Annotated in this window: 25 protein-coding genes; 10 read left to right on the top strand and 15 right to left on the bottom strand. The window is 58.9% G+C overall.

All coding sequences use genetic code 11. The features are described from left to right. The first annotated feature begins 42 nt into the window (after nucleotides 1-42). Nucleotides 43-600, top strand: coding sequence for a GNAT family N-acetyltransferase (locus ASU33_RS05505; RefSeq protein ID WP_059069077.1), 558 nt, complete (start codon nucleotides 43-45; stop codon nucleotides 598-600). Nucleotides 601-605: 5 nt separating this feature from the next. Here ASU33_RS05505 and ASU33_RS05500 read toward each other — a convergent pair whose 3' ends face one another. Further along, on the bottom strand, nucleotides 606-1,733 hold the full coding sequence (locus ASU33_RS05500; RefSeq protein ID WP_059069075.1) for a putative sensor domain DACNV-containing protein: 1,128 nt from the start codon (nucleotides 1,731-1,733) through the stop codon (nucleotides 606-608). Nucleotides 1,734-1,874: 141 nt separating this feature from the next. Here ASU33_RS05500 and rlmF point away from each other — a divergent pair, with 141 nt between their 5' ends. From rlmF to ASU33_RS05480, 4 genes are all read left to right on the top strand, one after another. Continuing rightward, entirely contained in the window at nucleotides 1,875-2,849 is a 975-nt protein-coding gene (rlmF, locus tag ASU33_RS05495; RefSeq protein WP_059069074.1) for a 23S rRNA (adenine(1618)-N(6))-methyltransferase RlmF, read from the top strand. A gap of 247 nt (nucleotides 2,850-3,096) precedes the next feature. After that, a complete protein-coding gene (locus ASU33_RS05490; RefSeq protein ID WP_059069071.1) occupies nucleotides 3,097-3,486 on the top strand; it encodes a DUF805 domain-containing protein in 390 nt (129 codons plus the stop codon). Between the two features lie 213 nt (nucleotides 3,487-3,699). Further along, entirely contained in the window at nucleotides 3,700-4,134 is a 435-nt protein-coding gene (locus tag ASU33_RS05485; RefSeq protein WP_059069069.1) for a VOC family protein, read from the top strand. 317 nt (nucleotides 4,135-4,451) lie between these two features. Then, the gene (locus ASU33_RS05480) at nucleotides 4,452-4,829 is read left to right on the top strand and encodes a DUF805 domain-containing protein (RefSeq protein WP_078062898.1); all 378 of its coding nucleotides are present in this window, start codon (nucleotides 4,452-4,454) and stop codon (nucleotides 4,827-4,829) included. 100 nt (nucleotides 4,830-4,929) lie between these two features. Here the strand turns inward: ASU33_RS05480 and ASU33_RS05475 are convergent, their stop codons facing one another. Beyond that, on the bottom strand, nucleotides 4,930-6,063 hold the full coding sequence (locus tag ASU33_RS05475; protein WP_059069066.1) for a multinuclear nonheme iron-dependent oxidase: 1,134 nt from the start codon (nucleotides 6,061-6,063) through the stop codon (nucleotides 4,930-4,932). Between the two features lie 30 nt (nucleotides 6,064-6,093). Further along, entirely contained in the window at nucleotides 6,094-6,243 is a 150-nt protein-coding gene (locus ASU33_RS21430; RefSeq protein WP_160328136.1) for a chryseobasin-related MNIO class RiPP peptide, read from the bottom strand. A gap of 571 nt (nucleotides 6,244-6,814) precedes the next feature. Between ASU33_RS21430 and ASU33_RS05470 the strand changes: the two genes are divergently transcribed. Further along, entirely contained in the window at nucleotides 6,815-7,015 is a 201-nt protein-coding gene (locus ASU33_RS05470; protein ID WP_059069064.1) for a hypothetical protein, read from the top strand. A gap of 274 nt (nucleotides 7,016-7,289) precedes the next feature. Beyond that, on the top strand, nucleotides 7,290-7,721 hold the full coding sequence (locus ASU33_RS05465; RefSeq protein WP_059070721.1) for a VOC family protein: 432 nt from the start codon (nucleotides 7,290-7,292) through the stop codon (nucleotides 7,719-7,721). 181 nt (nucleotides 7,722-7,902) lie between these two features. Here the strand turns inward: ASU33_RS05465 and ASU33_RS05460 are convergent, their stop codons facing one another. Both ASU33_RS05460 and ASU33_RS21200 read right to left on the bottom strand, forming a co-directional pair. Beyond that, entirely contained in the window at nucleotides 7,903-8,334 is a 432-nt protein-coding gene (locus ASU33_RS05460) for a SpoIIAA family protein (protein WP_059069061.1), read from the bottom strand. Nucleotides 8,335-8,580: 246 nt separating this feature from the next. After that, nucleotides 8,581-8,799: a hypothetical protein gene (locus ASU33_RS21200; protein WP_149867067.1), complete on the bottom strand. Its 219-nt coding sequence runs from the start codon at nucleotides 8,797-8,799 to the stop codon at nucleotides 8,581-8,583. A gap of 438 nt (nucleotides 8,800-9,237) precedes the next feature. On the opposite strand from ASU33_RS21200, the gene uraH reads away from it, so the two are divergent. Beyond that, nucleotides 9,238-9,648, top strand: coding sequence for a hydroxyisourate hydrolase (gene uraH / locus ASU33_RS05455; RefSeq protein ID WP_059069059.1), 411 nt, complete (start codon nucleotides 9,238-9,240; stop codon nucleotides 9,646-9,648). A gap of 297 nt (nucleotides 9,649-9,945) precedes the next feature. Beyond that, complete coding sequence (locus ASU33_RS05450; protein WP_059069057.1) at nucleotides 9,946-10,794, top strand: DUF5694 domain-containing protein; 849 nt, start codon at nucleotides 9,946-9,948, stop codon at nucleotides 10,792-10,794. 144 nt (nucleotides 10,795-10,938) lie between these two features. Here ASU33_RS05450 and lpdA read toward each other — a convergent pair whose 3' ends face one another. The 3 genes from lpdA to ASU33_RS05430 form a co-directional block, all read right to left on the bottom strand. Beyond that, nucleotides 10,939-12,345 (bottom strand): dihydrolipoyl dehydrogenase, encoded by a 1,407-nt coding sequence (gene lpdA / locus ASU33_RS05445; RefSeq protein WP_059069054.1) that lies wholly within the window; start codon nucleotides 12,343-12,345, stop codon nucleotides 10,939-10,941. A 135-nt stretch (nucleotides 12,346-12,480) separates the two neighbouring features. Continuing rightward, complete coding sequence (locus tag ASU33_RS05440; RefSeq protein ID WP_059069052.1) at nucleotides 12,481-14,136, bottom strand: M1 family metallopeptidase; 1,656 nt, start codon at nucleotides 14,134-14,136, stop codon at nucleotides 12,481-12,483. A 1,219-nt stretch (nucleotides 14,137-15,355) separates the two neighbouring features. Next, nucleotides 15,356-16,144 (bottom strand): SDR family oxidoreductase, encoded by a 789-nt coding sequence (locus ASU33_RS05430; protein WP_059069049.1) that lies wholly within the window; start codon nucleotides 16,142-16,144, stop codon nucleotides 15,356-15,358. Between the two features lie 155 nt (nucleotides 16,145-16,299). Between ASU33_RS05430 and ASU33_RS05425 the strand changes: the two genes are divergently transcribed. Beyond that, nucleotides 16,300-17,277 carry an EamA family transporter gene (locus tag ASU33_RS05425; RefSeq protein ID WP_059069047.1) on the top strand — a complete coding sequence of 326 codons (978 nt, stop codon included), beginning with the start codon at nucleotides 16,300-16,302 and terminating at the stop codon, nucleotides 17,275-17,277. 217 nt (nucleotides 17,278-17,494) lie between these two features. On the opposite strand, the gene ASU33_RS05420 is transcribed toward ASU33_RS05425, so the two are convergent. The 7 genes from ASU33_RS05420 to ccoN all read right to left on the bottom strand — a co-directional run bounded on the left by ASU33_RS05420 (nucleotide 17,495) and on the right by ccoN (nucleotide 25,051). Then, a complete protein-coding gene (locus ASU33_RS05420; RefSeq protein WP_059069045.1) occupies nucleotides 17,495-18,376 on the bottom strand; it encodes a universal stress protein in 882 nt (293 codons plus the stop codon). 51 nt (nucleotides 18,377-18,427) lie between these two features. Next, on the bottom strand, nucleotides 18,428-19,186 hold the full coding sequence (locus tag ASU33_RS05415) for a sulfite exporter TauE/SafE family protein (RefSeq protein ID WP_059069043.1): 759 nt from the start codon (nucleotides 19,184-19,186) through the stop codon (nucleotides 18,428-18,430). A 109-nt stretch (nucleotides 19,187-19,295) separates the two neighbouring features. Next, the gene (locus ASU33_RS05410; protein WP_059069041.1) at nucleotides 19,296-19,781 is read right to left on the bottom strand and encodes a FixH family protein; all 486 of its coding nucleotides are present in this window, start codon (nucleotides 19,779-19,781) and stop codon (nucleotides 19,296-19,298) included. Nucleotides 19,782-19,912: 131 nt separating this feature from the next. Further along, a complete protein-coding gene (ccoG, locus tag ASU33_RS05405) occupies nucleotides 19,913-21,337 on the bottom strand; it encodes a cytochrome c oxidase accessory protein CcoG (RefSeq protein ID WP_059069038.1) in 1,425 nt (474 codons plus the stop codon). A 321-nt stretch (nucleotides 21,338-21,658) separates the two neighbouring features. Next, on the bottom strand, nucleotides 21,659-22,558 hold the full coding sequence (locus ASU33_RS05400; RefSeq protein WP_059069036.1) for a cbb3-type cytochrome c oxidase N-terminal domain-containing protein: 900 nt from the start codon (nucleotides 22,556-22,558) through the stop codon (nucleotides 21,659-21,661). After that, nucleotides 22,558-22,758 carry a hypothetical protein gene (locus tag ASU33_RS05395; protein ID WP_059069034.1) on the bottom strand — a complete coding sequence of 67 codons (201 nt, stop codon included), beginning with the start codon at nucleotides 22,756-22,758 and terminating at the stop codon, nucleotides 22,558-22,560. The genes ASU33_RS05400 and ASU33_RS05395 overlap by 1 nt, the downstream gene beginning before the upstream one ends. A gap of 91 nt (nucleotides 22,759-22,849) precedes the next feature. Further along, a complete protein-coding gene (ccoN, locus tag ASU33_RS05390; RefSeq protein WP_078062896.1) occupies nucleotides 22,850-25,051 on the bottom strand; it encodes a cytochrome-c oxidase, cbb3-type subunit I in 2,202 nt (733 codons plus the stop codon). Nucleotides 25,052-25,201: the final 150 nt, after the last annotated feature.

The raw sequence follows: 25,201 nt of genomic DNA, 5'->3' as shown, positions 1-25,201 counted from the left end.
TTTGGCTACCTTGGGCACCTCCCCACGTTTAGCGCTTCGCTTATGCCCTCACCTGTACTTTCCGTTCGCGAGTTGGAGGCCCGCGACATTGAGGCCATTGCCGATTACTGGCTGCAGGCCGAGCCGGCTTACCTCACGGGCATGGGCGTCGACCTAGGCAAACTGCCTACCCGCGAGGCGTGGCGCCAGATGCTGCAAGCCCAACTGGCGGCGTCGCTGCCCGAAAAGCAGTCGTATTGCCTGATTTGGGAGGTAGATGGGCGCGCCGTGGGCCACTGCAACATCAACAAGATAAAGCCCGGCGAAGAGGCCTACATGCACTTGCACCTCTGGGACGCCGAGGTGCGCAAGCAGGGCTACGGCACGGCCTTGGTGCAACTCTCGTTGCCTTACTTTTTTGGCAACTACCAGCTCAAGCGGCTGTGCTGCGAGCCGTATGCGCTCAACCCCGCTCCCAACCGCACGCTGCCGCGCCTGGGTTTCGAGCTGGTGCAGGAGTACACCACCACGCCGGGCCAAATCAACTTTGAGCAGCCTGTGCGGCTGTGGGTGCTTACCCGCGAGCGGTTTGTGGCCCTGCAGCACGGTGCCAACACCTAGGGCGGCTACAGCAGCAGCACATCGATGCGGTGGGCCTGCACCAGCTGCTCGCTATCCGACCACGCAAACACCGTGAAGTAGCCATCCTGCGAGGCCACCATGGCCAGGGCATCGTGTTGGTCGTGCACAAACTGGGCGGCGGCCAAGTGGCGCGTACCGCCGTTTTGGGCCGGGTGCAGGTGCTGCGGCTTGCTGCCCACCACCGGCTCCGATAGCACCAGCTTATCCACGGGGGTGCTGTTTTCGGCCCGGGCTACTTTAGCACCGAAGGCCAGCAGGTGGTAATCGCGCGTGATGACGGTGGCCCCGTCCACGGCCGTAAAACCGCCCACAATGCCAATGGCCCGCAGCAGCCGCTGCTGTTGCTTGCGCTTGATCTGCTCGGGCTGCCGCAGCTCGGCAATGCGCGAGTAAGCCGGTGCCACAGGGTAGTTAATGGGCTGCACAATCGACTGCTGCCAGGTAGTGCTGCCGGGCGGCACTATCAGCACCAACCCGCCGCGGCCGTGGGCGCGCATGGCCGTGGCCAGCTCCACCAGTACGCTATCTACCTGGTGGCGGTGGGTGGGTGGGCCGGGCAAGGGCAAAAACGAACGCAGCGCAGGGCAATCGGCGGCCGCAACGTTTTCGGCAGCGACGAGCTGCAGCTGGTCGCCGCGCAAAATGGCCACGTTCACAAACTTGCCGAAGCCATCGGCGCGGCGGTGCTTTACCACCAGCAAGCCGGGCTCTACCACCTCCAGCACAAAGCACAGCGGCGGTACGCGCGTGGCCGTGCCCCACACGTAAAAGCCATCCGCATCGTGCCACACGCCTAGGTGAATACCCGGCTGCACCACGGCCGGAGCCAGCTTTACGAGGTTGTAGGGCGTGAGGCGGCGCACCTGCCCAAACACCAGCGGCCGCACGGCCTGCGTGGGCGGCAGCAGCGCCAGCGAAATGCGGGGCGAGTGGCCCTCCTCGCGGCGCAGGCTGGCCCAGAAAGCCGCGTCTATTACGGCCTCTACCCACGGCGCCAGGGGCAGCACTGCTTCGCCGGGCAAAACCGCGCTTTCGGCTGCCTGCCGCGCAAAGTGTGCTTCGATGGTGGGCGCCACCATGCGGGCCGTGAGGTAGGTAGGCTCTGAATACATATCGGCGACAACGGAGCTAGTGAGGCAGAAAGGTACTCCTACGCGGCACACGCGCCAACAGTCGGGGTAGCCCCGCCCGGCGCCCTAGGTAGTACCTTTAGGCGCTGCCTCGCGGCAGCCTTCTGCTTAGCTCCGTATCCCATGTCTCAGCCCAACGCTTCGGCCACTCCCGATAAAGACTTGCTGCACCCGCGCAACCGCCACCAAGGCCGCTACGATTTGGCGCAGCTTACCGCGGCCTGGCCCGAGCTGGGCACCTACGTAGCGCCTAACGCGCACGGCGACGACAGCATCGACTTTGCCAACCCCGCCGCCGTAAAGGCGCTCAACCGGGCGCTCCTGAAGCAGTACTACGGCATTGAGCAGTGGGATCTTCCAGCTGGCTATCTGGTGCCGCCCATTCCGGGCCGCGCCGACTATGTGCACTACCTCGCCGATTTGCTGGCCGACAGCAACCAGGGCCAGATACCCAGGGGCCGCGGCATTCGGGTGCTCGATGTGGGCGTGGGCGCCAACTGCATTTACCCCATCATCGGCCACCGCGAGTACGGCTGGCGCTTTGTGGGCACCGATACCGACCCAGTGGCCGTGCGCGTGTCCAAGCAAATTGCTACCGTCAATCGTGCCCTTGGCGGTGCCGTGGAGGTGCGCCTGCAGCCCGCGGCTACCGAGATATTCGGCGGCGTAATCAAGCCCTCGGAGTACTTCGACGTGACGATGTGCAACCCGCCCTTCCACGGCTCCTCGGCCGAAGCCGAGGCCAGCAGCCGCCGCAAGGCACAGAACCTAGGCACCAACAACGCCGCCAAGCCGGTGCTCAACTTCGGGGGACAAGCCAACGAGCTTTGGACACCCGGCGGCGAGGCCACGTTTCTGTGGCGCATGGCCGAAGAAAGCGCCCACCTGCGCCACAACTGCTATTGGTTTACCTCGCTCGTTTCGAAGAAAGACACCCTGCCGGGCCTCTACAAGTCGCTGCAAAAGCTGCGGGCTACCGACGTGCGCACCATTAGCATGGCGCAAGGCCAAAAGGTGAGCCGCTTTGTGGCGTGGTCATTCCTGACGGAGGCCGAGCAGCAGGAATGGCGCCAAAAGCGGTGGGCTCCGAAGGCTTAACCGCCTGCGGCACCTAGGCCGTTGGGCTTTGGCAGGCGCAGTTCCGAAAAATTGAACTTCGGCGCGCTCATTATCTTATTCTGAGTTCCTATATTTCAGCTGAAGCCAGCAAGGCTGCAAGCAGCTGCCATTCTCCCGCGCGCAGCCCTTTCAGCCACTTGGCTCAGTGGAGACCAGAACTCACTTTAAACAACGGGGCGCAACCGAAAAGCCTTACGAGTAGGAAACGCATCACCCGAGCTAGCGCATGCAATACTTTTTACACGCCTTAAAGAACTACGCCACCTTTAGCGGCCGCGCCCGCCGCAAGGAGTACTGGATGTTCACGCTGTTCAACATCATCTTCGCCATTGCAGCCATGGTGCTCGATAACGTGCTGGGCCTGGCATTCGACGGTATCGGCTACGGCATGATTTACGGCCTGTACTCACTTGGCATGCTGATCCCGGGTTTGGCTGTAGCCGTGCGCCGCATGCACGATGTAAACAAGAGCGGTTGGTTTTTGCTCATCGGGTTTGTGCCGCTGATTGGTGCTATTTGGCTGCTCGTGCTGATGTGCAGCGAAGGCACCCGCGGCGACAACCAATACGGCACCGACCCCAAAGCCGAAAACCAGGAGCCCATTATGGCCTATTAACCTAGACGTTGGAAACAGCGAAAAGCGGCTGAAGCATCGGGAGAAGCTTCGGCCGCTTTTTCATTTTATCCTTCCTGCAAGAGTCTTATTCGGCCCTCGGTGAAGGCAGCCGGAAACGTGTCGCAAATGCCCCCTAGGGTTGTCGCAATAGCACACCGTGACGACGCTTAAGCCACTGTACATTTGCTACATACCCACTAAAACACCACAGCCATGGCCAGAAAGATCTTTGTAAACCTGCCCGTCCGGAACCTTCAAGCCTCAATCGAGTTCTTCACGCAGTTGGGCTTCGAATTCAATCAGCAGTTTACCGACGAGCGCGCCACCTGCATGGTCATCAGCGACGACATTTACGTAATGTTGCTGGTGGAGCCTTTCTTCCAAACCTTCACGCCCAAAGCCATTGCCGATAGCGCGCAAAGCACGGAGGTAATCATCTGCCTATCGGCCGAGAGCCGCGCGGAGGTAGACCAGCTCGTGGACAAAGCTATGGCCGCAGGTGCCAAGCAGTCGAAACCGCTGCAAGACCAGGATTTCATGTACGCCCGCAACTTCCAGGACCCCGACGGCCACCTGTGGGAAGTGATGTACATGGACATGAGCGCCATCCCGCAGGAACAACCCGCCACCACGGCCACCGCCGTGTAGCACCTGCCCCTTAGCGTGTACCCGCACCGCCCCGCGGCGGCAGCCCTCAGGGCTGCCGCCGCGGGGCGGTGCGGGTTGAAGCATAACCACCGCCAAGCAGCGGGCGTCACTGCGCTACACCCAATGCGGCACTTTATTTGTGCTGTGCCATGGCTCAGTTATCTTCGGCAGGTACGATGCCATACTTACTCGCCCGAATGTACCCTGCGCGCAAGTGTGCGTTATAAGGCACTTAGGTGGAGACCAGCACCCACCCTAAAAAACGGGGCGCAACCGAAAAGCCATACGAGTAGGACCGATAACCCTCACCTCACAGCATGCGCTACTTTCTGCGAGCCTTCGACAAATTCGGGGTATTTACCGGCCGGGCCAGGAGAAAGGAATACTGGATGTTTGTTGCTTACCAAGCCTTATTCGGGGCTACGGCCCTGCTGCTCGACAACGTTCTAGGCATCACCCTCGACGACGAATCGGCCGTTGGCTACACCTTCCTGATGTACATGCTCGCGGTGCTGATGCCGAATATTTCGGCGGGCACCCGCCGCCTGCACGATGTAAACCGCAGCGGCCTGAACCTGCTGGCTGCGTTTGTACCCGTAGTAGGCTGGGCGTGGCTGCTGTATCTGCTTTGCGCCGACGGCACCCCCGGCCCCAACCGGTACGGCCTGGCCTACCACAAAGTGTTTGCTTATTAGCCTACCCAGGCTTTGCCCAGCAACGCCAAGGGGCGGCAGCTACTGGTAGCTGCCGCCCCTTGTTTGTGCCAACAGCACCTAGGCCCGGGCACAGCGTGGTTTAAGTCTTCCACTTGCGGGCAATGTGCAGGGCGGTTTCCAGCATGTGCGGCTCCCATTGCTCGATGCGCCAATCGGAGTGGGCCAGGCCCGAAGCCTGGAGCAGGCGTTGCGCCTCGGCGTAGCTGGGTGCGTTTTCCAAGATATCGGAAAGCTGGCGCTGTTGCCGGTGCAGGTGCTCATCTTCGGCGGCAGTGCTGGGCGGCCAGGTTTGTTGGGGCCGAAAATCGTTGGTGGGCAGGGTGCGCAAGGCGGCGCGGTGGCGGGCTACCAGGCTTTCCATGCGGCCAAAGTCCTCCCGAAACTGCGTGCGGCTGGCCTCGGCGTGCAGGGCGTGGCCAAGCTGCTCCAGCACCACAAATTTTAGGTTGGGGCAGCGCGGCATGGTTAGCTCCAGCAGCTGAAATACCTCTTCGGGTACGGCGTCGTCGTGGGTGTCGCGGCGGATGCGCTGGCTGGGTGCCTGCTCCGAATCGTGCCAGCTGCCACCCGAAATATGGATTTCGCGCACGCGCTCGAGCGGATACAGCGCAATCAGCTCGTCGTAAGGTACCCCGAAGTTGTGGAGCTGGCAGTACAGGTTGTGCAAATCCAGAATCACGAAGCCGTTGACGGGCAGCAGCAGCTCTTCCAGAAAGTTGCCGTGGCGCTTTACCTCGTCGAGGGTGTAGGCAAAAGCCAGGTTCTCGAGCCCAACGGGGCAGCAGCAGGCGTCGTAGATGCGCCGCAGCCGATCCTGCCCTATGCGCAAGGCCGTAGCGGTGTACGGAATGGGCAGCGGCGCCCCGTGATGAAAGTTCTGGCCCGTGAAAAACCCAAAATGCTCGGTAATGTGGTCGAAGCGAAATTGCTCGGCCAGCTGCCCTAGGTGCGCCAGCCACTGCTGCTGCTCGGGGCTCCACTTGCCCGATAGCAGCGAGAAAAACACGCCATGGCCTACCAGTCGGCCGGCACCGGCGTAAGTATGCAGCAGGTTCGTAAACCACTCGGGCACTTGCTCGGCCCAGTACAGCGCATCAAACGACCACTCCAGGGCCTCTACCCGGCCTTCTTCGAGCAAGGGGTAAGCCGCGGCGAGCAGGTCGGCATCGAGGTTGCAGGCTACCGAGGCGTAGAGGGGCGGCGCGGCTTCCATAAAGAGTGTAGCAGTAAGGACAATGCCTGTCTAGCCCATACCGCAGGCGGGGCAGTTTGCAGGCGCTTTGGTGCTGCCCTTCTCTTCTTTGGGCTTTACGTCTTCTTTTACGCAACTGGTGGTGGTCTGAATAGTCAGGCCAACCAGCACGGCGCCAAGTACAGCTTTAGGTAGTTTCATAACGTGCCAAGTAATGGTTGTTGCATGTAGTGGGGGTTCAGCATAGCGAGTCGATAGCTGGCTAAAAGGTTGCATGGTCGCCCGCGCCACATCACCTGCCCTAGGTGCTGGCAGTTGCCGCCGGCCTCGGCAACGGCTGGTGTTGCGGGCAATGCACCATCCAGGCCTGCTGGCAACATTGCCAGTGCAGCTACCGGAGGCGCAATCCAATTGTAGCTGAACAGCAAACACGTACTTTGCGCCTTGCTATTTTTACTATTCCGGTTACATGTTTTCGGTTGCTGTTAAAGTGCTGCTCAGCTTTTTTATTCCTCTGTTGCTGCTGGGCAGCGCCCACGCGCACGGGCAAAACCGGTGGCCTTTACCAAGTAAAAACCGACAGCTACGAGGCCATTAAGCAAAAAGTGCTCGAAGCTATGAAGGCGGGCGGCGGCGGCGACGCGCCCGAAAACGATGCCGAGGCGCTGCTCTACGCCCGCCAGCTCACCACCGACTCTACCGACATCATTCTGATTGCCGATAACTACACCTTCCCCGCGACGCCAAGCTCCTCAAGAACACCACGGCCCACGTGCGCATCATCCTGTGCGGCGTCCACGACTATATCAACCCCAAGTACCTTGCGCTGGCCCGCAAGCACGGCTTCAGCCTGCACACCATCGAAGCCGATTTGCTCGACCTAGGCAAGCTCATGGACGGCGAAACCATTACCATCCAGGGCCAGCAGTACCAAGCGACGAAAGACGGGTCTAAGCTGGTACAGAAAACGTAGCGGAACCCGCCATTGGCAGCTGCTAAGCGCATAGTCGGCAGCCGCGCCAAGCCCGCAACTGTGGGTTTGGCGCGGCTGCTGCATTTCTTTTGCTCAGCTAATAGCAGCCGATGAGGGTCTCAGACAAGTGGAGTCAAAGACTCGACCAATCACATTTTTACATACTTGATTAACAAACAAATACCTTGCAAAAACCAACTGTTTTACTAAATTATTTAGTATGTTCAAATACAAACCAATAACTTTAGCATACATCACCAAAACACCACCCATTATGCCTACTAAAATCTTTGTAAATCTGCCCGTTCGTGACCTAGGCGCTGCTATTGAATTTTTCACCAAGGTCGGCTTCCGCTTCAATCCGCAGTTTTCCAACGAGCGCGCTACCTGCATGGTCGTCAGCGACGACATTTACGTTATGCTGCTGGTGGAGCCGTTTTTTCGGACCTTCACCCCCAAGCCTGTCGCCGACGCCACCCGAACCACCGAAGTAATCCTGTCGCTCGCCCTCGACAGCAGCGAGGAGGTAAACCAGCTTGCGGATAAAGCCCTGGCCGCCGGCGCCATTGCCTCCCAGCCCCTGCCCGACTCCGATTTCATGTACACCCGCAACTTTCAGGACCCCGACGGCCACCTGTGGGAGTTGATGTACATGAACCCAACGCTGATTGAGCAAGCGCAGCCCGCAGCTGAAATCAGCGCCTAGGTGCCGACTTTGCACTACAGCCAAACAGCTGGGCCGCGGCAGGTAATAACCTGCCGCGGCCCAGCTGTTTGGTATTGGCTTGTTTTGGATAGCCTACAGCAGCACAACCGCCATTCAAGCCACATAGGCTACAACGGCCGGCTTAGGCTGAAATCGGGCTCCTGCATATTTGCTTGCCACGTCAAATATGCGACTCTACTACCGTTTGCGCACGCAGCCACGCTCGTGCCTCGGCCTCGTTGCTAAAATGCTTGAAGGTAGGCGCCCGCGGCCAATCGAGCAGGTGCTGGTCTATTTGGTTTAGCCAAGCCATGGTTGCGGGTGGGCTTAGCAGGGCGGCATAGCGGTAGTTGCCCTGCACCACGGCGCGCGGCAGCCAGTTGGCCGTTACCCACTGCTGTTCCTCGGTTGTAATGGGCTCGATGTTCATGTGGTCGACGAGGGCCTTGCCTGTGCCGATGTTGCGAATCACCCGCAGCAGCGCGTTCATGGCGTCCTGATAATCGGCCAATAGCCGCTTCCCGGGCCGGCAGCGCATGTAGGCAAAACCTTCGGGGTCGGGCTGCACCTCGGCAAAGGCGTTAGCAAATCGGAATTTGTCGGAGGCAGACATGCAAAACGGCAGACGAGGGTGGGGTAGTCAGCTAAGGTACTGGTAATCGGGAATGCACGGCGCATAGTCATACCATTAGCTATTTGGCTAGTGGCTTGTCGATAGCCGCAAACCCGCAATGCATTCCAACTTTCATGTTCATGGGCGACGGACATTACCCAGACTGGCATATCTGCAGCCTAAAAGCAAAATTGCCCAGAGCCAAGCCCTGGGCAATGTATACAGCCGGGTAGTGCTGACGGAAGCCTAACGAACAACGAAGCCTTTCTCTTCCCAGGCTTTCACGTTTTGGGTACGCACAAAGCGGGTTTCGATGTGCCCCCAGGCATCCTGCTTGTACATCACGGTTTTGCCTTGCTCGCGAGCCTGCAGTGCCTGCATGTGTTCGGCGTGAGAGAGGGTTACCGTCGGGGTAGCCGTCTCAACGGGTTTGCCCCCGCGGGGGCGCTTAGTGGAAGTTGCCATATGCTTGTAACCGAAGCTGGGTGGAAAAAGATCAGCTTTAGTTCAATTACCCCAATAAAATTTTATGGTTGCGTGCAGCTGATGGTAGTGGTACTAATGCTAGCACTTTCCAGCGCGATAGATATGTGGCCTAACGACGCTGCTTAGCTCTAGGTGATGCGCGCCCCTACGCTGCCCAAGCAGTACAGCATTGCTGCTCAAACCTACATTCAAGCTATATCATAAGCTTGGCTAAAATCCGAACTCGCTCTCGCCAAGGTGGAGCAGGGTTGTACAGCCCTTGAGCTATGTACTACAAGCACACCTAGGTAGTAAGGCCACAACAAGGAAACCATAACCATAGCCAACATTGGCTGCACCCATCGGTTGCACTACTGTTTGTGCCGTTTCTCAGCCCGAGCGACAGCCTTTCCATTCATCATCAGTTGCCTGCTTACTTTGAAAACACTCTTCATCTGCCTGCTTAGCCTGTTGCCGCTGCTAGGCCTGGCTCAAGCCCCCCAGTACCAGCTCAGCACCCACATTCTCAACATCAGCACGGGTGCGCCGGCGCCCGGCGTTACGGTGCGCCTCGAGAAGTACGACCCGGTTAAGAAAACCTGGGCTACCGTTGGCGAAAAAAAGACCGATGCCGCCGGCCGCATTGCCGACTTTCTGCCGGCTTCTGGCAAGGCCGGCAGCCCGGGCACTTACAAACTCACCTTTCTAACCCAGCCGTACTTCGAAGCGCAAAAGCAAGCTTCGTTTTACCCCTACATCGATGTGGTGTTCGAGATAAAAGACGGCGCCCACTACCACGTGCCCATCACGCTGTCGCCCTTCGGCTACTCCACGTATCGGGGCAGCTGAGTTGCGACCCGTTTGATGCTTGTTTGCGCGCCGGCAGGTCTACTGCTGGCGCGCTATGTTTAAGGGTTGTTCTCCGGCAGCCTCCTGCATCCGCAGAGCATGCCAACTGACCTAGGGCGCAATAGCGAGTTACCCTTGCAAGGGCAGCGCGGTGCAACCGCCGCGTTATGGCAGGTCGTGAGCTGCAAGCTCGCGCCGGTTGGGTTACTCGGCTTCAAACTACATCATCATGTGGTCTGCTGATATTCAGACACATTCCATAGCCTCCTACCTTGCGACCGACTTTTGCCCAACTTCATGAAAAACCTACTGTTCCTGCTTGGAGCGTTGCTGCTAAGCCTCGGGGCCGCCGCCCAAACCAAGCCTGCCGAGTTGCTGCTGCTAGGCACGTTCCACTTTCATAACCCCGGCGCCGACATCGTCAAAACGAAATCCTTCGATGTACTGGCACCTAAGGCCCAGGCCGATTTGGAGACAATGACCGGCCGCCTTAGCCAGTGGCGCCCCGACAAGGTGTTCGTGGAGTGGGACTGGAACAATCAGGCCGAGCTCGACGCGCTCTACCAGCTCTACCTAGGCGGGCAGTACGAGCAGGCCATTTTGGCCAAATATCCCAAGCCCGGGCAGCGCGACTTCTATCTGAAAAACGAAATTGTCCAGCTGGCTTTCCGCACCGCCAAAAAGGCGGGTCTACAGCGCGTTTACGCCTTCGACTACACCAAAACCACTTTCCCCTTCGATAGCGTGCAAAAAGCCATGCAGCAGGCGCATCAGACCGCTCTGATGCAGCGCGTTGGGGAAACGCTCAAGAAAGTTGAAGCCGACCATAACCAGAAACTCAGTACCCTCACCCTAACCCAGCTCCTGCTCGACTTCAACACGCCCCAGAGCAACCGCGAGAACAAGGGCGTTTACCTGGATATGCTCAACAAGGCCGGCAGCATCGGGAGCTTCGCCGGGCCCTGGCTGGTGTCGGAGTGGTACCGGCGCAACCTCTACATGTACTCGGTGGTGCAAAAAACCGTGGAACCCACCGACCAGCACGTGCTGGTGCTGGCGGGGTCAGCCCACACAGCCATGATGCGCGAGTTTGCCCAGTACGATTCGCGTTTTCGGCTTAAGGAGCTCCGGGACGTGGTGAAGTAGCTGTACGCTGGAACGCCTTAATGGCTCGGAAGTCGCTGCTATTTCGCCCAGTTGGTTAGTAACGGCTTGTTGGCCTTAATGTAAAAGCGGCTGGAGCCATAGTAGCTCCAGCCGCTTTTACATTAAGGCCTTTCGGCTCAGAAATTACATGTGTAGCGCCCGGTTCTCCGTCGCGGCCAAGCAGGCTTCCTTCATGGCTTCGGCGTAGGTGGGGTGGGCGTGGCTCATGCGGGCTACGTCCTCGGCGGAGGCGCGAAACTCCATGGCCGTTACGGCTTCGGCAATGAGGTCGGCGATGCGCGGACCGATCATGTGCACGCCCAGGATTTCGTCGGTTTCCTTGTCGGCCAGCACTTTCACGAAGCCGTCGAGGTCCATGGAGGCGCGGGCGCGGCCCGAGGCGCGGAAGGGGAACGAGCCGATTTTGTAGGCCTTGCCCATTTCCTTGAGCTGCTCTTCGGTGTAGCCCACGCCGGCCACTTCGGGCCAGGTGTACACCACGCCGGGGATGAGCAGGTAGTTGACGTGCGGCTTCTGCCCGGCCAGCGTTTCGGCCACGTACACGCCTTCTTCCTCGGCCTTGTGGGCCAGCATAGCGCCCCGAATCACGTCGCCGATGGCGTAGATGCCGGGCGTGGTGGTTTGCAGGTGTTCGTCAACCTTAATGCGGCCGCGCTCTTCCAGCTGCACGCCGGCGGCTTCCAGGTTCAGGCCCTGGGTGTAGGGCGCACGACCCACGGCCACGAGGCAGTAGTCGCCTTCGAGCTTAATTTCCTCGCCCTTGGGATTGGTAGCCGATACTGTTACGGTGTCGCCCTCGCGGGTGGCGCCGGTAACCTTGTGCGAGAGGTAGAACTCGATGCCGATTTTGCCGAGAATGCGCTTGAGCTCTTTGCCCAGGGCGCGGTCCATGGTCGGGATAAGCGAATCCATGAACTCCACGATGCTCACCTTGGCGCCGAGGCGGGCGTACACCGAAGCCATTTCGAGGCCGATAACGCCGCCGCCAATCACGATCATGTGCTTGGGCACTTCGCGGATGTTCAGGGCCTCGGTGCTGGTGATGATGCGCTCCTTGTCTTGGGCAATGAAGGGCAGCACCGTGGGCTTGGAGCCCGTAGCAATGATGGTGTACTTGGTTTCGATCTGCTGCGCCTCGCCGCCCTCGGTGGGCGCGATGCTGATGTGGTTCTTATCAACGAAGGAACCCACGCCGCGCAGCACCTCGATCTTGTTCTTTTTCATCAAGAACTGGATGCCGTCGGTATTGGCCTTCACGACCCCGTTTTTGCGGTCGATGAGCTGGTTCATGTTGATGCGCAGGTCGCTCAGCTCAATGCCGTGTTCCTTGAAGGTGGTATGGGCATTGTGGAAGTGCTCGGTGCTATCGAGCAGGGCCTTGCTCGGGATGCAGCCTACGTTGAGGCAGGTACCACCTAGGGTGGGGTATTTCTCGATGAGGGCCGTTTTGAAGCCGAGCTGGGCGCAGCGGATGGCCGCCACGTAGCCGCCGGGGCCGGAGCCGATGACGGTAACGTCGTATTGGTTCATGCTGAAAATCGGAATGATGAAGCGCTTGCGGCAAAGGTAAGGCAGAATGCCGAGGCAGGCGGGGAAATGTGCAGCTTGCGCGAAGGCGGCTATTGAATTGGCTTGTAAGCTGAAGACTAAAGCTAGGGCAACTGATCAGTCCACCAGCACGCCGATGTAGTGGTTGAAGGTGTCGACTTCGAAGTTGTCTTTGGTGGCGCCGGGTAGGTCGATGGGCTCGAAGCGGGTGGTGGGCTGCACAAAGCGGTACTCACCGCCTTTCAGCCGCACGCGCACGGGCATATCGAAGCCGGGCACATCGGCCACCCAGCGGGCCAGCGTTTGGTTGTTTTCGAAGCGCACCTCCAGCGTGGGCAGGCCGGAGTGGCGCAAGTACTGCTCGAACACTTTGGTGAGGTTGCGGCCGCTTTGCTGGTTGATGTAGCCAATGACTTGCTCGGCCGTTACGGTTTGGTGGTAAAACTGCTGCCCGAGGCCGCGCAAGATCTGCCGCCACTGCTCGTCGTTGTTGATGATGGTCCGCACCATGTTGAGCAGATTGGCGCCCTTGTCGTACATGTCGCCGGAGCCTTCGCGGTTTACGCCGTAGGTGCCGATGATGGGCGCGTCGTTCTGGATATTGCGGCGCTGGCCGTGCACGTACTCCTGCCCAGCTTGCTTACCGAAGAGGCTTTCGGTAAACAACGATTCGGAGTAGCTCGTGAACGACTCGTGAATCCACATGTCGGCAATATCCTTGGCGGTAATGTTGTTACCGAACCATTCGTGGCCGCTTTCGTGAATCACGATGAAATCCCACTTATCGCCCCAGCCGGTGGCCGAGCGGTCTTTGCCCAGGTAGCCGTTCTGGTACTTGTTGCCGTAGGCCACGGCGCTTTGGTGCTCCATGCCGAGGTGCGGCGTTTCCACGAGCTTGTAGCCGTCTTCGTAGAAAGGGTACGGCCCAAACCAGTGCTCGAACGACTTGAGCATGGGCTTTACGTTGGCACCAAACTGCTTACGGGCTTTCGCTAGGTTTTCGGGCAGCACCCAATAGTCGAGCGTTAGCTTGCCTTTTTCGCCTTGGTACGTGTCGTCGAAATGCTCGTAGTTGGCCACGTTCAGGGCCACGTCGTAGTTGTTGATGGGGTTCGAGACAAACCAATCGAAGCGCGTGGCACCGCCCTTCAGCTTGGTGGTTTTGCGCAGGCGGCCGTTCGAAATATCCTTCAGGCCTTTGGGCACCGTTACGCTGATAAGCATGCTGTCGGGCTCGTCGGATTGGTGGTCTTTGGTGGGCCACCAAATGCTGGCGCCGATGCCCTGGCAGGCCGTAGCTACCCAGGGCTGGCCCTTGCCGTGCTCCGCAAACACAAAGCCGCCGTCCCAGGGCGCGTGTTGGGCCACGGTGGGGTTGCCGGAGTAGTACACCCGAAACTCGTCGCGGGTGCCTTGCTTGATGGGCTGCGGAAACGTGACGAACACCGCGTTGAACTCGCGCGTGAAGGGCAGCTCCTGGCCGCGGTACACCACCCGATCAACCTTTAGGTTGGCAAACAGATCGAACTGCAGGCGCGTGAAATCCTGCGTGGCCTGGAAGCGGAACAGGTTGGAGCCGCTGATGTAGCGCTTAGCTACATCGAGCTTTACATCGAGGTGGTAGTATTTGACGTCGTAGCAGCTGCGGGGCGGCGTAAGCGAGCCGCGCAGCGAATCGGCGCGCGTGAAGGCTGGCTTGGGCTGCATGAGCTGGGCGGCGCCTAGGTGCGGCAACGCTAGCACGGCCAGGAAGCAGAGCGTGGCTCTGAGCATGGAGCTGGAATTTGGGGCGGAGAATAGGTGAAAGGACTCAGAGGCCAGGGTAGGGTTGCGCAAATGCAGTTTGGGCTGGCCTAGGGTACTTACTTGGGCTGCCCATTTGCTCGCTACGTCGCCAGCAGTAGCGCGGCCTAAAAACTAAACTTGGCTATGCTTTTATAGCAATGTCTTAAATTTGACATCTAAGAAGATGAAACAGTTAGCAAAGCATCTTCTGGATTAGCCACGAAGTGTGATATTCACTTTCAGACCGCTTTTACTCTTCGCATTCATGGATATTTCCATTCTTGTTTCATTCTGTGTTTGTTTTATTACACTTGTGTATTCTTCGTTAAAAGAAAACAAGACTAAAACTAAATTCATTGACACAATTACCATTTATAATAGCCTTGTAAATAAAGACGACAACAGTGTGCTACCAGATTCAAAATCACTAAAATCAGAGCCAAAAACCTATTTTCAATCAATAAAAAAGTATTCAATCGAGGATGAGTATTCATTGGTGATAAAAACTAACAACAAGCACTATAATCAATATGTCAATTCTTATAGGATCAAAAGAGATAAATTCGCATACATCAAGATTACATCTATAATTTTAATAGTATTAATATTTTTGTTCACTAAAATTTAGGCTAATAATATGCATTATCTCTGACGATTTTATTTTAAATAAATAAAATCGTCAGCATTCGTTACCAATTGCTTTGACGCTATTATTATTTTAGTTATAAGCCCAAAAAATCTACTGCAGCCAACGTTATACCCGGTTCAGGCTCACGTATTGGGTCAGGACATGGCGGGCCCGAACGCAGCTTTTTGGCAACTTCTCAAGCCACTAGCAGCACTGCTCACGGGCTTGGCTACGCGCCGACTTTCGGTTCAGGCCGCGTTGGCCAGCACGAGCGGCAATGCCGTAGCGCGGACTTTGTAGTCCGCGTCCTAGGATAGTAACCTTAATCGTTGTCTTAGGTGATATTAGGAAGAATACTACCTGGGGACGCGGACTACAAAGTCCGCGCTATATGCGAGCGAAGCGAGATAGTTGCTTCGACAAGCTCAGCATGACGTGCTATGTGGAAGTCAACCACCCCTAGCCCCTCCTCATCTGAGGAGGGGAACTTGCTTTTAGCTTTAACTCTAGCTTTGTTGAGCCTTCTTTGAACAAGTAAACAATATTACTAACCACCTAGTAAACTTGTTTACCTTACTTCTACCGCACTTTAGTTCGCGTCAGGAGCTTGGCAAAGATTGCGGGGGCGAAGCGCTTTAGGTACACACCTAAAGTTTCTTTTCCGCCGATGTAGGCTTCATTGTCGCCGCGGGCGATGATGGGCAGGGCGCGGCGGGCAAACGCCTCGGGCGAGAGGCCCTTTTCGGTGGCTTCGTCCATGGTGCCTAGGGCGCGGCCGTCGCCGGTAAGCGCGTTGATGGACACACCCGTGCGGATAAAGCCCGGGCAGATGATGGTGATGCCCACGCCGGAGCCGTGCAACTCGGCCCGCAACGAATCGAAGAAGCCGTGTAGGGCGTGTTTGCTGGCGGCATAAGCCGAGCGGTACGGCGTGCCAAACTTGCCCACCAAACTGCTGATGGTAACAATGCGCCCCGCGCTCTGCTGCAGCAGGTGCGGCAAGGCGGCTTTGCTGAGCGCAACGGTGCCGAAGTAGTTTACCTCCATCAGCCGGCGGTCGACGGCAAGCGAAGTTTCGAGGGCTAAGGAGCGCTGGCTTACGCCGCCGTTGTTCACGAGCACATCGAGGCGGCCGTAGTGCGCCAGCACCTGCTGCACTTTGCCGGGCAGGCTGGCGGCGTCGCCTAGGTCGAGGGGCAGCACCAAGGCCTCGGCAGGGGCGCAGATTTGCTGCACCCGGCGCAGCTCGGCTTCGTTGCGCGCCGAAAGCACCAGCCGCGCGCCCTCGTGGGCAAAAGCTTTGGCCAAGGCTTCGCCAATGCCGCTTGAGGCGCCGGTAAGCCAAATGACTTGGTTGCGGAAGTTCATGCCGGATAAGGTAAGCAGCCCTGGAGCGTGTTAGGCGGCATTGGCCAAGTTTCGCAAGAAACAGGTTGGATGCCGCGGGCAAGCCCGCTACGTTTGCGCCCGTTTCGTAGAAGGCTCCGTTGCCCGCTACCTAGGTGTCGATTTGCGCTGTTGCTATGTCTGCTACTGCTGTTTCTTCCCGCCCTTCGGCCGTGCTTGTTGGCTCGGCGCTGCTGGCGCTTTACCTGATTTGGGGCTCCACGTACCTGGCCACCAAAACGGCCCTTTCGGCCTGGCCGCCGTTTTTGCTGTCGGCCTTTCGCTACCTGCTGGCCGGCGGGGTGCAGTACGCCGCCATTCGGCTGAGCGGGGCAGCGGCCCCTACGCGGCAAGATTGGCTGCGGGCGGCCGTGGTGGGCATTTGCCTGCCGCTGTTCGGCAACGGCGGCACCACGTTTTCGCAGCAGTACATCCCCTCGGGGTTGGCGGCGCTGATGGTGGCTACCGTGCCCATGTTTTTGGCCGTGCTGGGCTGGTGGAGCGGCCTCACGCCTAAGCCTACGGCTAAGGTAATGCTGGGCTTGGGCCTGGGCCTAGGTGGCATGTACCTGCTGGCCAGCACCCGCTCAGCCGCCCCCGTACTGATACCAGGGCACCCAGGCATTGGCATAGCCGCCGTGCTATTGGCCTCGCTGATGTGGTCGGTGGGCTCGTTGTACTCCAAAAAGAACCCCATCGGCGGCTCGCCCTTTTTGGGCGTGGGCATGCAAATGATTTGCGGTGGCTTTTTCTTGCTGATTGCGGGTTTGCTGCACGGCGAAGCGCCGCGCTTTCACCTGAGCGGCATTACGCCTAAGGCATGGTTCGCCTTCGCCTACCTGGTTACGTTCGGCTCGTGGGTTGCCTTTTCAGCTTACATCTGGCTGCTGCGGGTGGTAGAGCCGGCGTTGGCGGGTACGTATGCCTTCGTGAACCCCGTGGTGGCGGTGCTGCTGGGCTGGGCGTTTGCGGGCGAAGCCCTGAACGTGCAAATGACCGGTGGTGCCCTGCTGATTGTGCTGGCCGTGATGCTGGTGGTGCTGGGCGGCCGCAAAACATCGGCACCGCAACCGGCGCCAGCCGGTGAGCATCAGCTGGCTGATATCGAGGATTGATGTTATCCCCTAGGTTGCTCGTAGGGCTTAAGTCGTACGGCCTAACTTCAGCAACGATTTCGTTCTGACGGCAGCGGGGCCACCGAACTCTCGTTCGGTGGCCCCGCTTGGTTTTTGCTCCGGCATGACGCCTTGGGTAAACAACGACCAACCACCCCTAGCCCACGCCTCATCTGAAGCGGGGAACTAGCCTTAGCTATAGCTGACCTAGGGTTTGCTACTCCATTACCGCCGCACTTACCAGAGTAGCTTGGCTGCTGGTGCAGTGCTCGCAGCAGAAGCGGGTTTGTTGCTGCGGCTGGCGCAGCACCAGCACCGGAATGCGGGTGTGGTAGGCGCGGGTTTTGGTGTAGCACACGTCGAAGAAGCGGCGGAGCAGGCTTACGTCGGCGGGGGCAAAAACGAGTAATTGCGCTTGTATAAGGGCGCAGAACTCGCTTACGCCCTCCAGCGGGTCGTCGTCGAGCACCAGTTTGCTGTCGATGTTCACGGTGGGCAGCTCCGTCCGAATCATTTGCATGCCCCGCTTGATGCTGATTAGCTCCGGCAAATCGAGGCGCTGGTAGAAATGCACCAGTTGCAGTTGCGCATGCAGGCCAACCACTAGGTCGTTGAGGCCCGGCAACGTGGCTTTGTCGAGGCTGCCGAAATCGGCCATAAAAGCCAGGCGTGCGGGCAAGGTACGTGCGCCGGGCGGCACCACCAGCACCGGGCAACTGGCCAGCTCGGCAATGCGGATGGCGTGGTTGCCGCTGATGGCCTCTTCGCCGCAATCGATGTGCTCGAGGTTCATTACTACCAAATCAGCAGCGTAGGCGTCGATTACCTCCTGAATGCGGTCGTGCAAGCAGCCCGAGCGTACCGCGTGGCGGTAGCGAATGCGGCGGCCATCTTGCCGCACCAGCTGCACGTAGCGCAGGCGCTCGGCTAAAGTGTCGAGGCGCTTTTGGTAGTCGGCGGTTTCTGTTGCGGAGAGGTTGCCGTGGTGGCAGTACAGCAGCACAACTTCGGCACCTAGGCGTACGGCCAGCTTGTTGGCATACACCAACGTGTGCTCGGCCGCAGCAGTCAGATCGACGGGAACGAGGATGGTTTTCATCAGGCGGAGCGGCTTGGATAAAGCTGGAGTATCAGTGGAAAAAAGGATCGGCTACTTGGCCGGGGTTGCGTGGCACACCGAAATGGTAGCGGGCCTATGGCCGGCCGTTTGGTGGCAGCTTACCGAGTGCCTGTTGGCGGCTTTTGCTACCTGCGGACTCAGGTACGGGATGCCCAGGCCCAACCCACGCACAATGAACAGCACCGCCATGGCCGTGGCCACCACCGGTACGGCCTGCCGCAACCGGGCCCGCCATTGCAGCGGCACCAGCCGCCCCGTGAGCGACAAAGCCAGCATGAGCGGCAGGGTACCCAGGCCAAACAACGCCATGTAGGCTGCGGCCCCTCCTACCCCAGGTGCGCTAAGGGCACCGGCCAACGCCAGGTACACCAGGCCGCAGGGCAATAGCCCGTTCAGCACGCCGCTCATGTACAAAGCACCGAGCGCGGGGCGCCGAAAAAAATACGCCAACGCTTGCTTCAGGCGAGCCAGCACCCGATCGAAACCTAGTACGGCGGCGACTCGGCCAGTGTAGCGTTCAGGCACCGCCACGAGCAGCAAAATCAGCAAACCCGAGGCGATGGACAGGCCTTGCTGCACGCCCGCCACCCGCAACGATTGCCCCAGCAAACCCGCCAAAGCGCCGAGCGTGGCGTAGGTGCTTACGCGCCCTAGATTGTAGAGCACGCGGCCTAGTACGTAGCGGCTGCCTTGCTGCCCCGCGCCCGGCAAGGCCAGCGCAATAGCGCCGCACATGCCCACGCAGTGAAAGCTGCCCAGAAGCCCAAAAAGAAAACCTGTCCAGAGCATCGAGTAGAGTTGAAGCTGCGCGCGACCCAGCAATGGCCGCTGCTTAAAAGCGCCGAGGTGCTAACGAAGGCAAGTTCGCTAGCACCTCGGCAGGCAACCATGATAAAAATCAGTCCTCGACGGTGATATTTTTCTCCACAAAATAAGCCTGGCCAGCAGCCTCCACGTCTAGCCGAACGCGCCAATAACCGGGCTTCATTTTGGCCGTGCTCAGGCGTTGCGCACCGCTGGCGCTGGTTTGCAGCGGCACCGCAAAATCAAGCGTTTGGTCGGAGGGCCGGAAGAACTGCACCTTGCCCGTAGCCTGCTGGCCCGCTAAGTTGGCGGGCAGTTGCAGGGTCAGCTCATCGGCCACGGCGTCGTAGACTACATCCACGGCGGTGGGCAGGGCGTTGGTGCGCGCTACGGCATCCATGCGCTGCTGGTGCTGCAGCTCCTGCTGGTAGTAATCTTTGCTGACGAGGTCGACCTGGGTGCTCATGGCTTGCTTTACCATGTAGCCGATGAACAAGGCAAACAAAACGAAGGCCGCAATGATGGCGTAGGGCCAGAGGCTACGTTGTTGGGCGTGTTTATTTACGGTTAGGGTGGTCATAAGAAAGGTGATGTTTGGCCGATGCAGCGCGGACTTCAGTCCGCGTTCGTCCGGACGATTGTCGCAGCACGATGGCTTACGAGGAGGCTTACTATTTGACGAACGCGGACTGAAGTCCGCGCTACATCGTTCTACTGCGCTGGCGCCAAAAACTTAGTTTTCTCTTCGGTTATCAATTGGCCGCCACTGTACACACCAATGCGGATTTTATTGCTGGTATGCGTTAGCGCGGCAGTGGGTAGCTCGGCGAAGAACACGCCTTCCACCATGCCTTGGGCGGGCAACTTCAGGCCGTTCTGGCCCACCAGCTTCACCGAGCCATCGGCGGGCTCGAGCACGCGCAACTCAATAGGCATGGCGCGGTTGGTTTTGTTGATAACCGAGATGTTGTAGAGGTTGGTGACGGTGCCGCGCTCCGTTTTTTGGTACAGCTGCCCCGGCGTGCGCAGCACGGTAGCATCAACGTTGGAACGCGTTATCAGCAGGCCAACCATTACCCCCACCAGCACCACCAGCACCACCAGCACGGCGGTGTACGCCTTGGTGCGGCCCGTAACTTTGAACTTGGTACCCGCTTCGATGTGCGCTTCCGAATCGTAGCGAATGAGGCCGTGCGGCTTGTTGATGAGGTCCATTATGGAGTTGCACACATCAATGCACGCCGTGCAGTTGATGCACTCCATTTGCTGGGCGCCGTTGCGGATGTCGATGCCCGTCGGGCACACCTGCACGCACTGTTTGCAGTCGATGCAGTCGCCGGCTTTGCGCTCCTGGTTTTTGCGCAGCTTCTCGCGCGGCTCGCCGCGGCCGTAATCGTAGGCCACGGTAATGGTATTTTTATCGAGCATTACGCCCTGCAAGCGGCCGTAGGGGCAAGCAATGGTGCACACCTGCTCCCGAAACCGGGCAAATACCGCGTAGAACACACCCGTGAACACCACCATCGAGCTAAGACCGCCTAGGTGGTTTAGCGGCGAATCGGCAATGATTTTCACCAAGGCCTCCGAACCGATGATGTATGCCAGGAAGGTATTGGCAATCAGCAACGAGATAAGCACAAATACGCTGTGCTTGCCGGTGCGGCGCCAGATCTTGTTCCACGTCCAGTCGGCTTTGTCGAGGGCTTTTTGCTGGGACGCGTCGCCCTCGAAAAAGTACTCTACCCGCCGAAACACCATCTCCATGAAGATGGTCTGGGGGCACACCCAGCCGCAGAAAATGCGCCCGTACACCACCGTAAACAGGATGATGAACAGGATAAAGGCCATGAAGCCCAGCAGCAGGATAAAGAAATCCTGCGGCCAGAAGATTTGGCCCATGATAATGAACTTGCGCTCAACCACGTTGAGCATCAGCACGGGCAATTCGTTGAGGCGCAGCCAGGGGCCGGCAAAAAGCAGCGTAAGCAGGCCGTAGCTTACCCACTTGCGGGCGTTGTACAGCTTGCCGCTGGGTTTCTTCGGGAAGAGCCACACGCGCTTGCCTTCGGCGTCGATCGTCGAGATAGAGTCGCGGAACGACTCGGCAGCGGCGGGTTTGGTGGCGACGGGATTCATCTTGGTACAGGAGCCCCGCGGCGTTGAAAGCACCTAGGGCGTTATCGGCTACACATTCCGTCGGTCTGCGGCAGGCCAGGCGTGGCCGGGCACCTTGCCCTGGCCGTATTCCCTAAAAAGGCCCGCCGCCAACCTAGGGCTGGCGGCCCATCCGAGCTTAGGGCTGTGCTGTGAGCGGCTTGCGGATGAACAGCGGGGAGAAGGGTACCCGCTGCGGGCAGTGTGTTGCGCGGGCTTCAGCCCGCGTTTTCTGAAACGGTGTTCGTCAGGGCAGTTCCGCGCACAGCCAATTGTTCTGGCAAACGCGGGCTAAAGTTCACGCTACAGCTTGGCTACGGGCTTGCCGCTGGCAGCTTCCTTCTCGCCTTGCGGGGCCTTGGCGTTGGCCGGGTTGGTGCCCTGAATGCTCAGGATGTACGACGACACCTGCAGCATTTGCTTGCTTGAGAGCTTGCCTTTCCAGGCTACCATGCCTTTGGTGGTTACGCCGTACTTCACGGTTTTGTACACCTTGTTCACCTCGCCGCCGTGCAGCCAGTACTCGTCGGTGAGGTTGGGGCCTACTTTGCCTTCGCCGGCCTGGCCGTGGCAAGCGGCGCAGTTTTGGGCGAATACAGCCTTACCGGCTTCAATATCGGCGGCGGCCGTTAGGGCTTTGTAATCGGTGGGCTTGTTGGGGTCGTCGTTGGCACCGAGCTTGGCGGCCAGCATGGCGGCTTCGGCCATTTCGTGTTGGTACTCAGCGTCGCTCAGCTGGCCGGTTTCCGATACGTGGTAGTGCACGAAGTAAGCAATGCCGAACACGATGGTAACGTAGAAGCCGTACTTCCACCACGGCGGCAGGTCGTTGTCGTACTCCGTGATGCCGTCGTAATCATGGCCGGCCATCACGTCTTCCTTGTACTTGCCCGTGAGGCCCACCGTGTCGCCCAAAAACAGACCTAGGGCACGGCCGTACCACGATTCGCGAATGGTCTCTATTTCGTACACCTTCCGCAGCAACGGCCGCATTTGCCACAGCAGGGCAAACAGCATCAGCAGCACAAAGATGATCAGAGCGGTGAGGCCCCCCATCAGCCAGAGCATGGCCGTGAGGTTGGTGCCGCTTTCGGCGGCGGGCTTGGCAGCTTCGGTAGCAGCGGCGGCTTCTTGCGCTACGGCGGCCGAGCCGGTGAGCAGGCTGCTCAGCACGAGCAACGCGCCTAGGTACCAACGGCGCATTAGCATAGCACACCTCCTTCCGGCTGGGCTTGCGCGGCATCGTCGGCCTGCAGCGGAATTTGTTTCATGGCCTGGATATGCTCGCGGCTAACCACGCATACATACACCAACAGGGCCAGGAAAAAGAGAAAGAAAATGACGAAGGAAATAAGCGGGTAAATCTCGATTCCGCTGATTGCCTGAAGGACGTTCTTGTACATAACGTTAGACCTAGAGAGGCTTTAGGGGCGGGGTGCCGGCAAGTGTTTCCAGCACGTGTTGCAAGGAGCACCCCGCCCGGGGCCAGTTGAGTTATTCAGCGGCGGCTACAGCCGAGGCAGCAGCTTGGTCTTCTTTTACTTTGATGTCGGTACCTAGGCGTTGCAGGTAGGCAATCAGCGCCACGATTTCCTTGTCCGATTTCACTTTGATGTCTTCCTTGGCTAAGTCGGCCACAATGCCGGCGGCTTGCTTTTCGGCGTCCTGCACGGCCACTTGCTCGTAGCCGGCGGGGTAAGGCGTGCCGAGCTTGCGCAGGGCGGCAATTTTGGCGGCAGTGCTCGAGTAGTCGGTCTGGTTTTCGAACAGCCAGGGGTAAGGCGGCATAATCGAGCCCGGCGACATGCTGGTGGGGTCCATCATGTGGTTGTAGTGCCACGAGTGCGGGTACTTGCCCCCGAGGCGATGCAAATCGGGGCCGGTGCGCTTCGAGCCCCACAGGAACGGCCGGTCGTACACAAACTCGCCGGCTTTGGAGTACTCGCCGTAGCGCTCGGTTTCGGAGCGGAAGGGGCGCACCATTTGGGTGTGGCAGTTCACGCAGCCTTCTTTGATGTAGATGTCGCGGCCTTCGAGCTCGAGCGAGGTGTAAGGCTTGACGGAGGCAATGGTGGGCACGTTTTTCTTGATGAGGAAAGTGGGCACCATTTCTACCGCGCCGCCGATCAGGATGGCTACCGTAGCCCAGATGCTGAGCTGCACGGGGCGGCGCTCAATCCAGCGGTGCCAGTGGCCGCCTTCGTGGCTGTGCTCGTTGTCGATTACAGCCGGCGCGTGGAACTTCTCATCGGCGAGCAGCGAGCCAGCTTTGGCGGTTTTATAGAGGTTGTACACCATCAGGAACACGCCGCTCAGGTAGAGCACCCCGCCGATGCCGCGCAGGTAGTACATGGGTACAATCTGCATCACGGTTTCGAGGAAGTTGGCGTACTGCAACATGCCCTCGTCGTTGAACTGCTTCCACATCAGGCCCTGCGTGAAGCCGGCCCAGTACATGGGAATGGCGTAGAACAGGATACCTAGGGTGCCGAGCCAGAAGTGGGTGTTCACCAACTTGCGCGAGTGCATCGGGGTTTGGTACAGGCGGGGCCACAACCAGTAGAGCACGGCGAAGGTGAGGAAACCGTTCCAGCCCAGGGCGCCAACGTGTACGTGGGCTACAATCCAGTCGGTGAAGTGGGCAATGGCGTTTACGTTCTTCAGCGAGAGCATCGGCCCCTCGAAAGTGGCCATGCCGTAGGCTGTGATAGCCACCACCATAAACTTCAGGATGGGCTCTTCGCGCACTTTATCCCAGGCGCCGCGCAAGGTGAGCAGGCCGTTGATCATGCCGCCCCACGAGGGTGCAATCAGCATAACCGAGAACACCACACCTAGGCTTTGGGCCCAGTCGGGCAGGGCGGTGTACAGCAAGTGGTGCGGCCCCGCCCAGATGTAGATGAAGATCAGCGACCAGAAGTGAATGATCGAGAGGCGGTACGAGTACACCGGGCGCTCTGCCGCTTTCGGCAGGAAGTAGTACATCAGGCCCAGGTAAGGCGTGGTCAGGAAGAAGGCTACTGCGTTGTGGCCGTACCACCACTGCACCAGCGCATCCTGCACCCCGGCATAGAGCGAGTAGCTCTTCAGGAACGACACCGGAATGGCCATCGAGTTGACGATGTGCAGCACGGCTACCGTCAGGAACGTGGCGATGTAAAACCAGATGCCTACATACAGGTGCTTCTCCTTGCGGCGGGCAATGGTGCCGAACATGTTCCAGCCGAACACTACCCAGATCAGAGTAATGGCAATGTCGATGGGCCACTCCAGCTCGGCGTACTCCTTGGAGCTGGTATAGCCCAGCGGCAGCGTAGCCACGGCCGATACGATGATGAGCTGCCAACCCCAGAAGTGAATTTTGCTCAGCAGATCGGAGAACATGCGCGTTTTGCACAAACGCTGCAGCGAGTAGTATACCCCCATGAAAATGCCGTTGCCCACAAAGGCGAAAATCACGGCATTGGTGTGCAAGGGGCGGATACGGCCAAACGTGGTGTAAGGCGTACCCATGTTGAGCTCGGGGCGGGCCAGCTGAAACGCGGCGATTACCCCGATCAGCATGCCAGCAATGCCCCAGAAGACGGTAGCAATACCGAAATTGCGGACGATTTTGTTGTCGTAAAACGATGCGAGAACGGCCTTCGAGGACTTATCCAGCTCCTGGGGCGATTTCGCTTGGACCAGCACAGCCATAGCGCGAAACGGGTTGTTTTGAGTGTTACAAAACTCCCCAAACCCGGACCGCGAAAAGATGACGAAAGTCAGACGCGGCGCCTGATAGATATCAGGCCGCAAGCCGCTGAAGTGACGCTGCTCCCTCCTACTGTCTAATCTAAACCGCAA

The sequence above is a fragment of the Solirubrum puertoriconensis genome (assembly GCF_001483135.1).
GTDB classification, from domain to species: domain Bacteria; phylum Bacteroidota; class Bacteroidia; order Cytophagales; family Hymenobacteraceae; genus Solirubrum; species Solirubrum puertoriconensis.
This window is presented reverse-complemented; position numbering and strand designations above follow the sequence as displayed.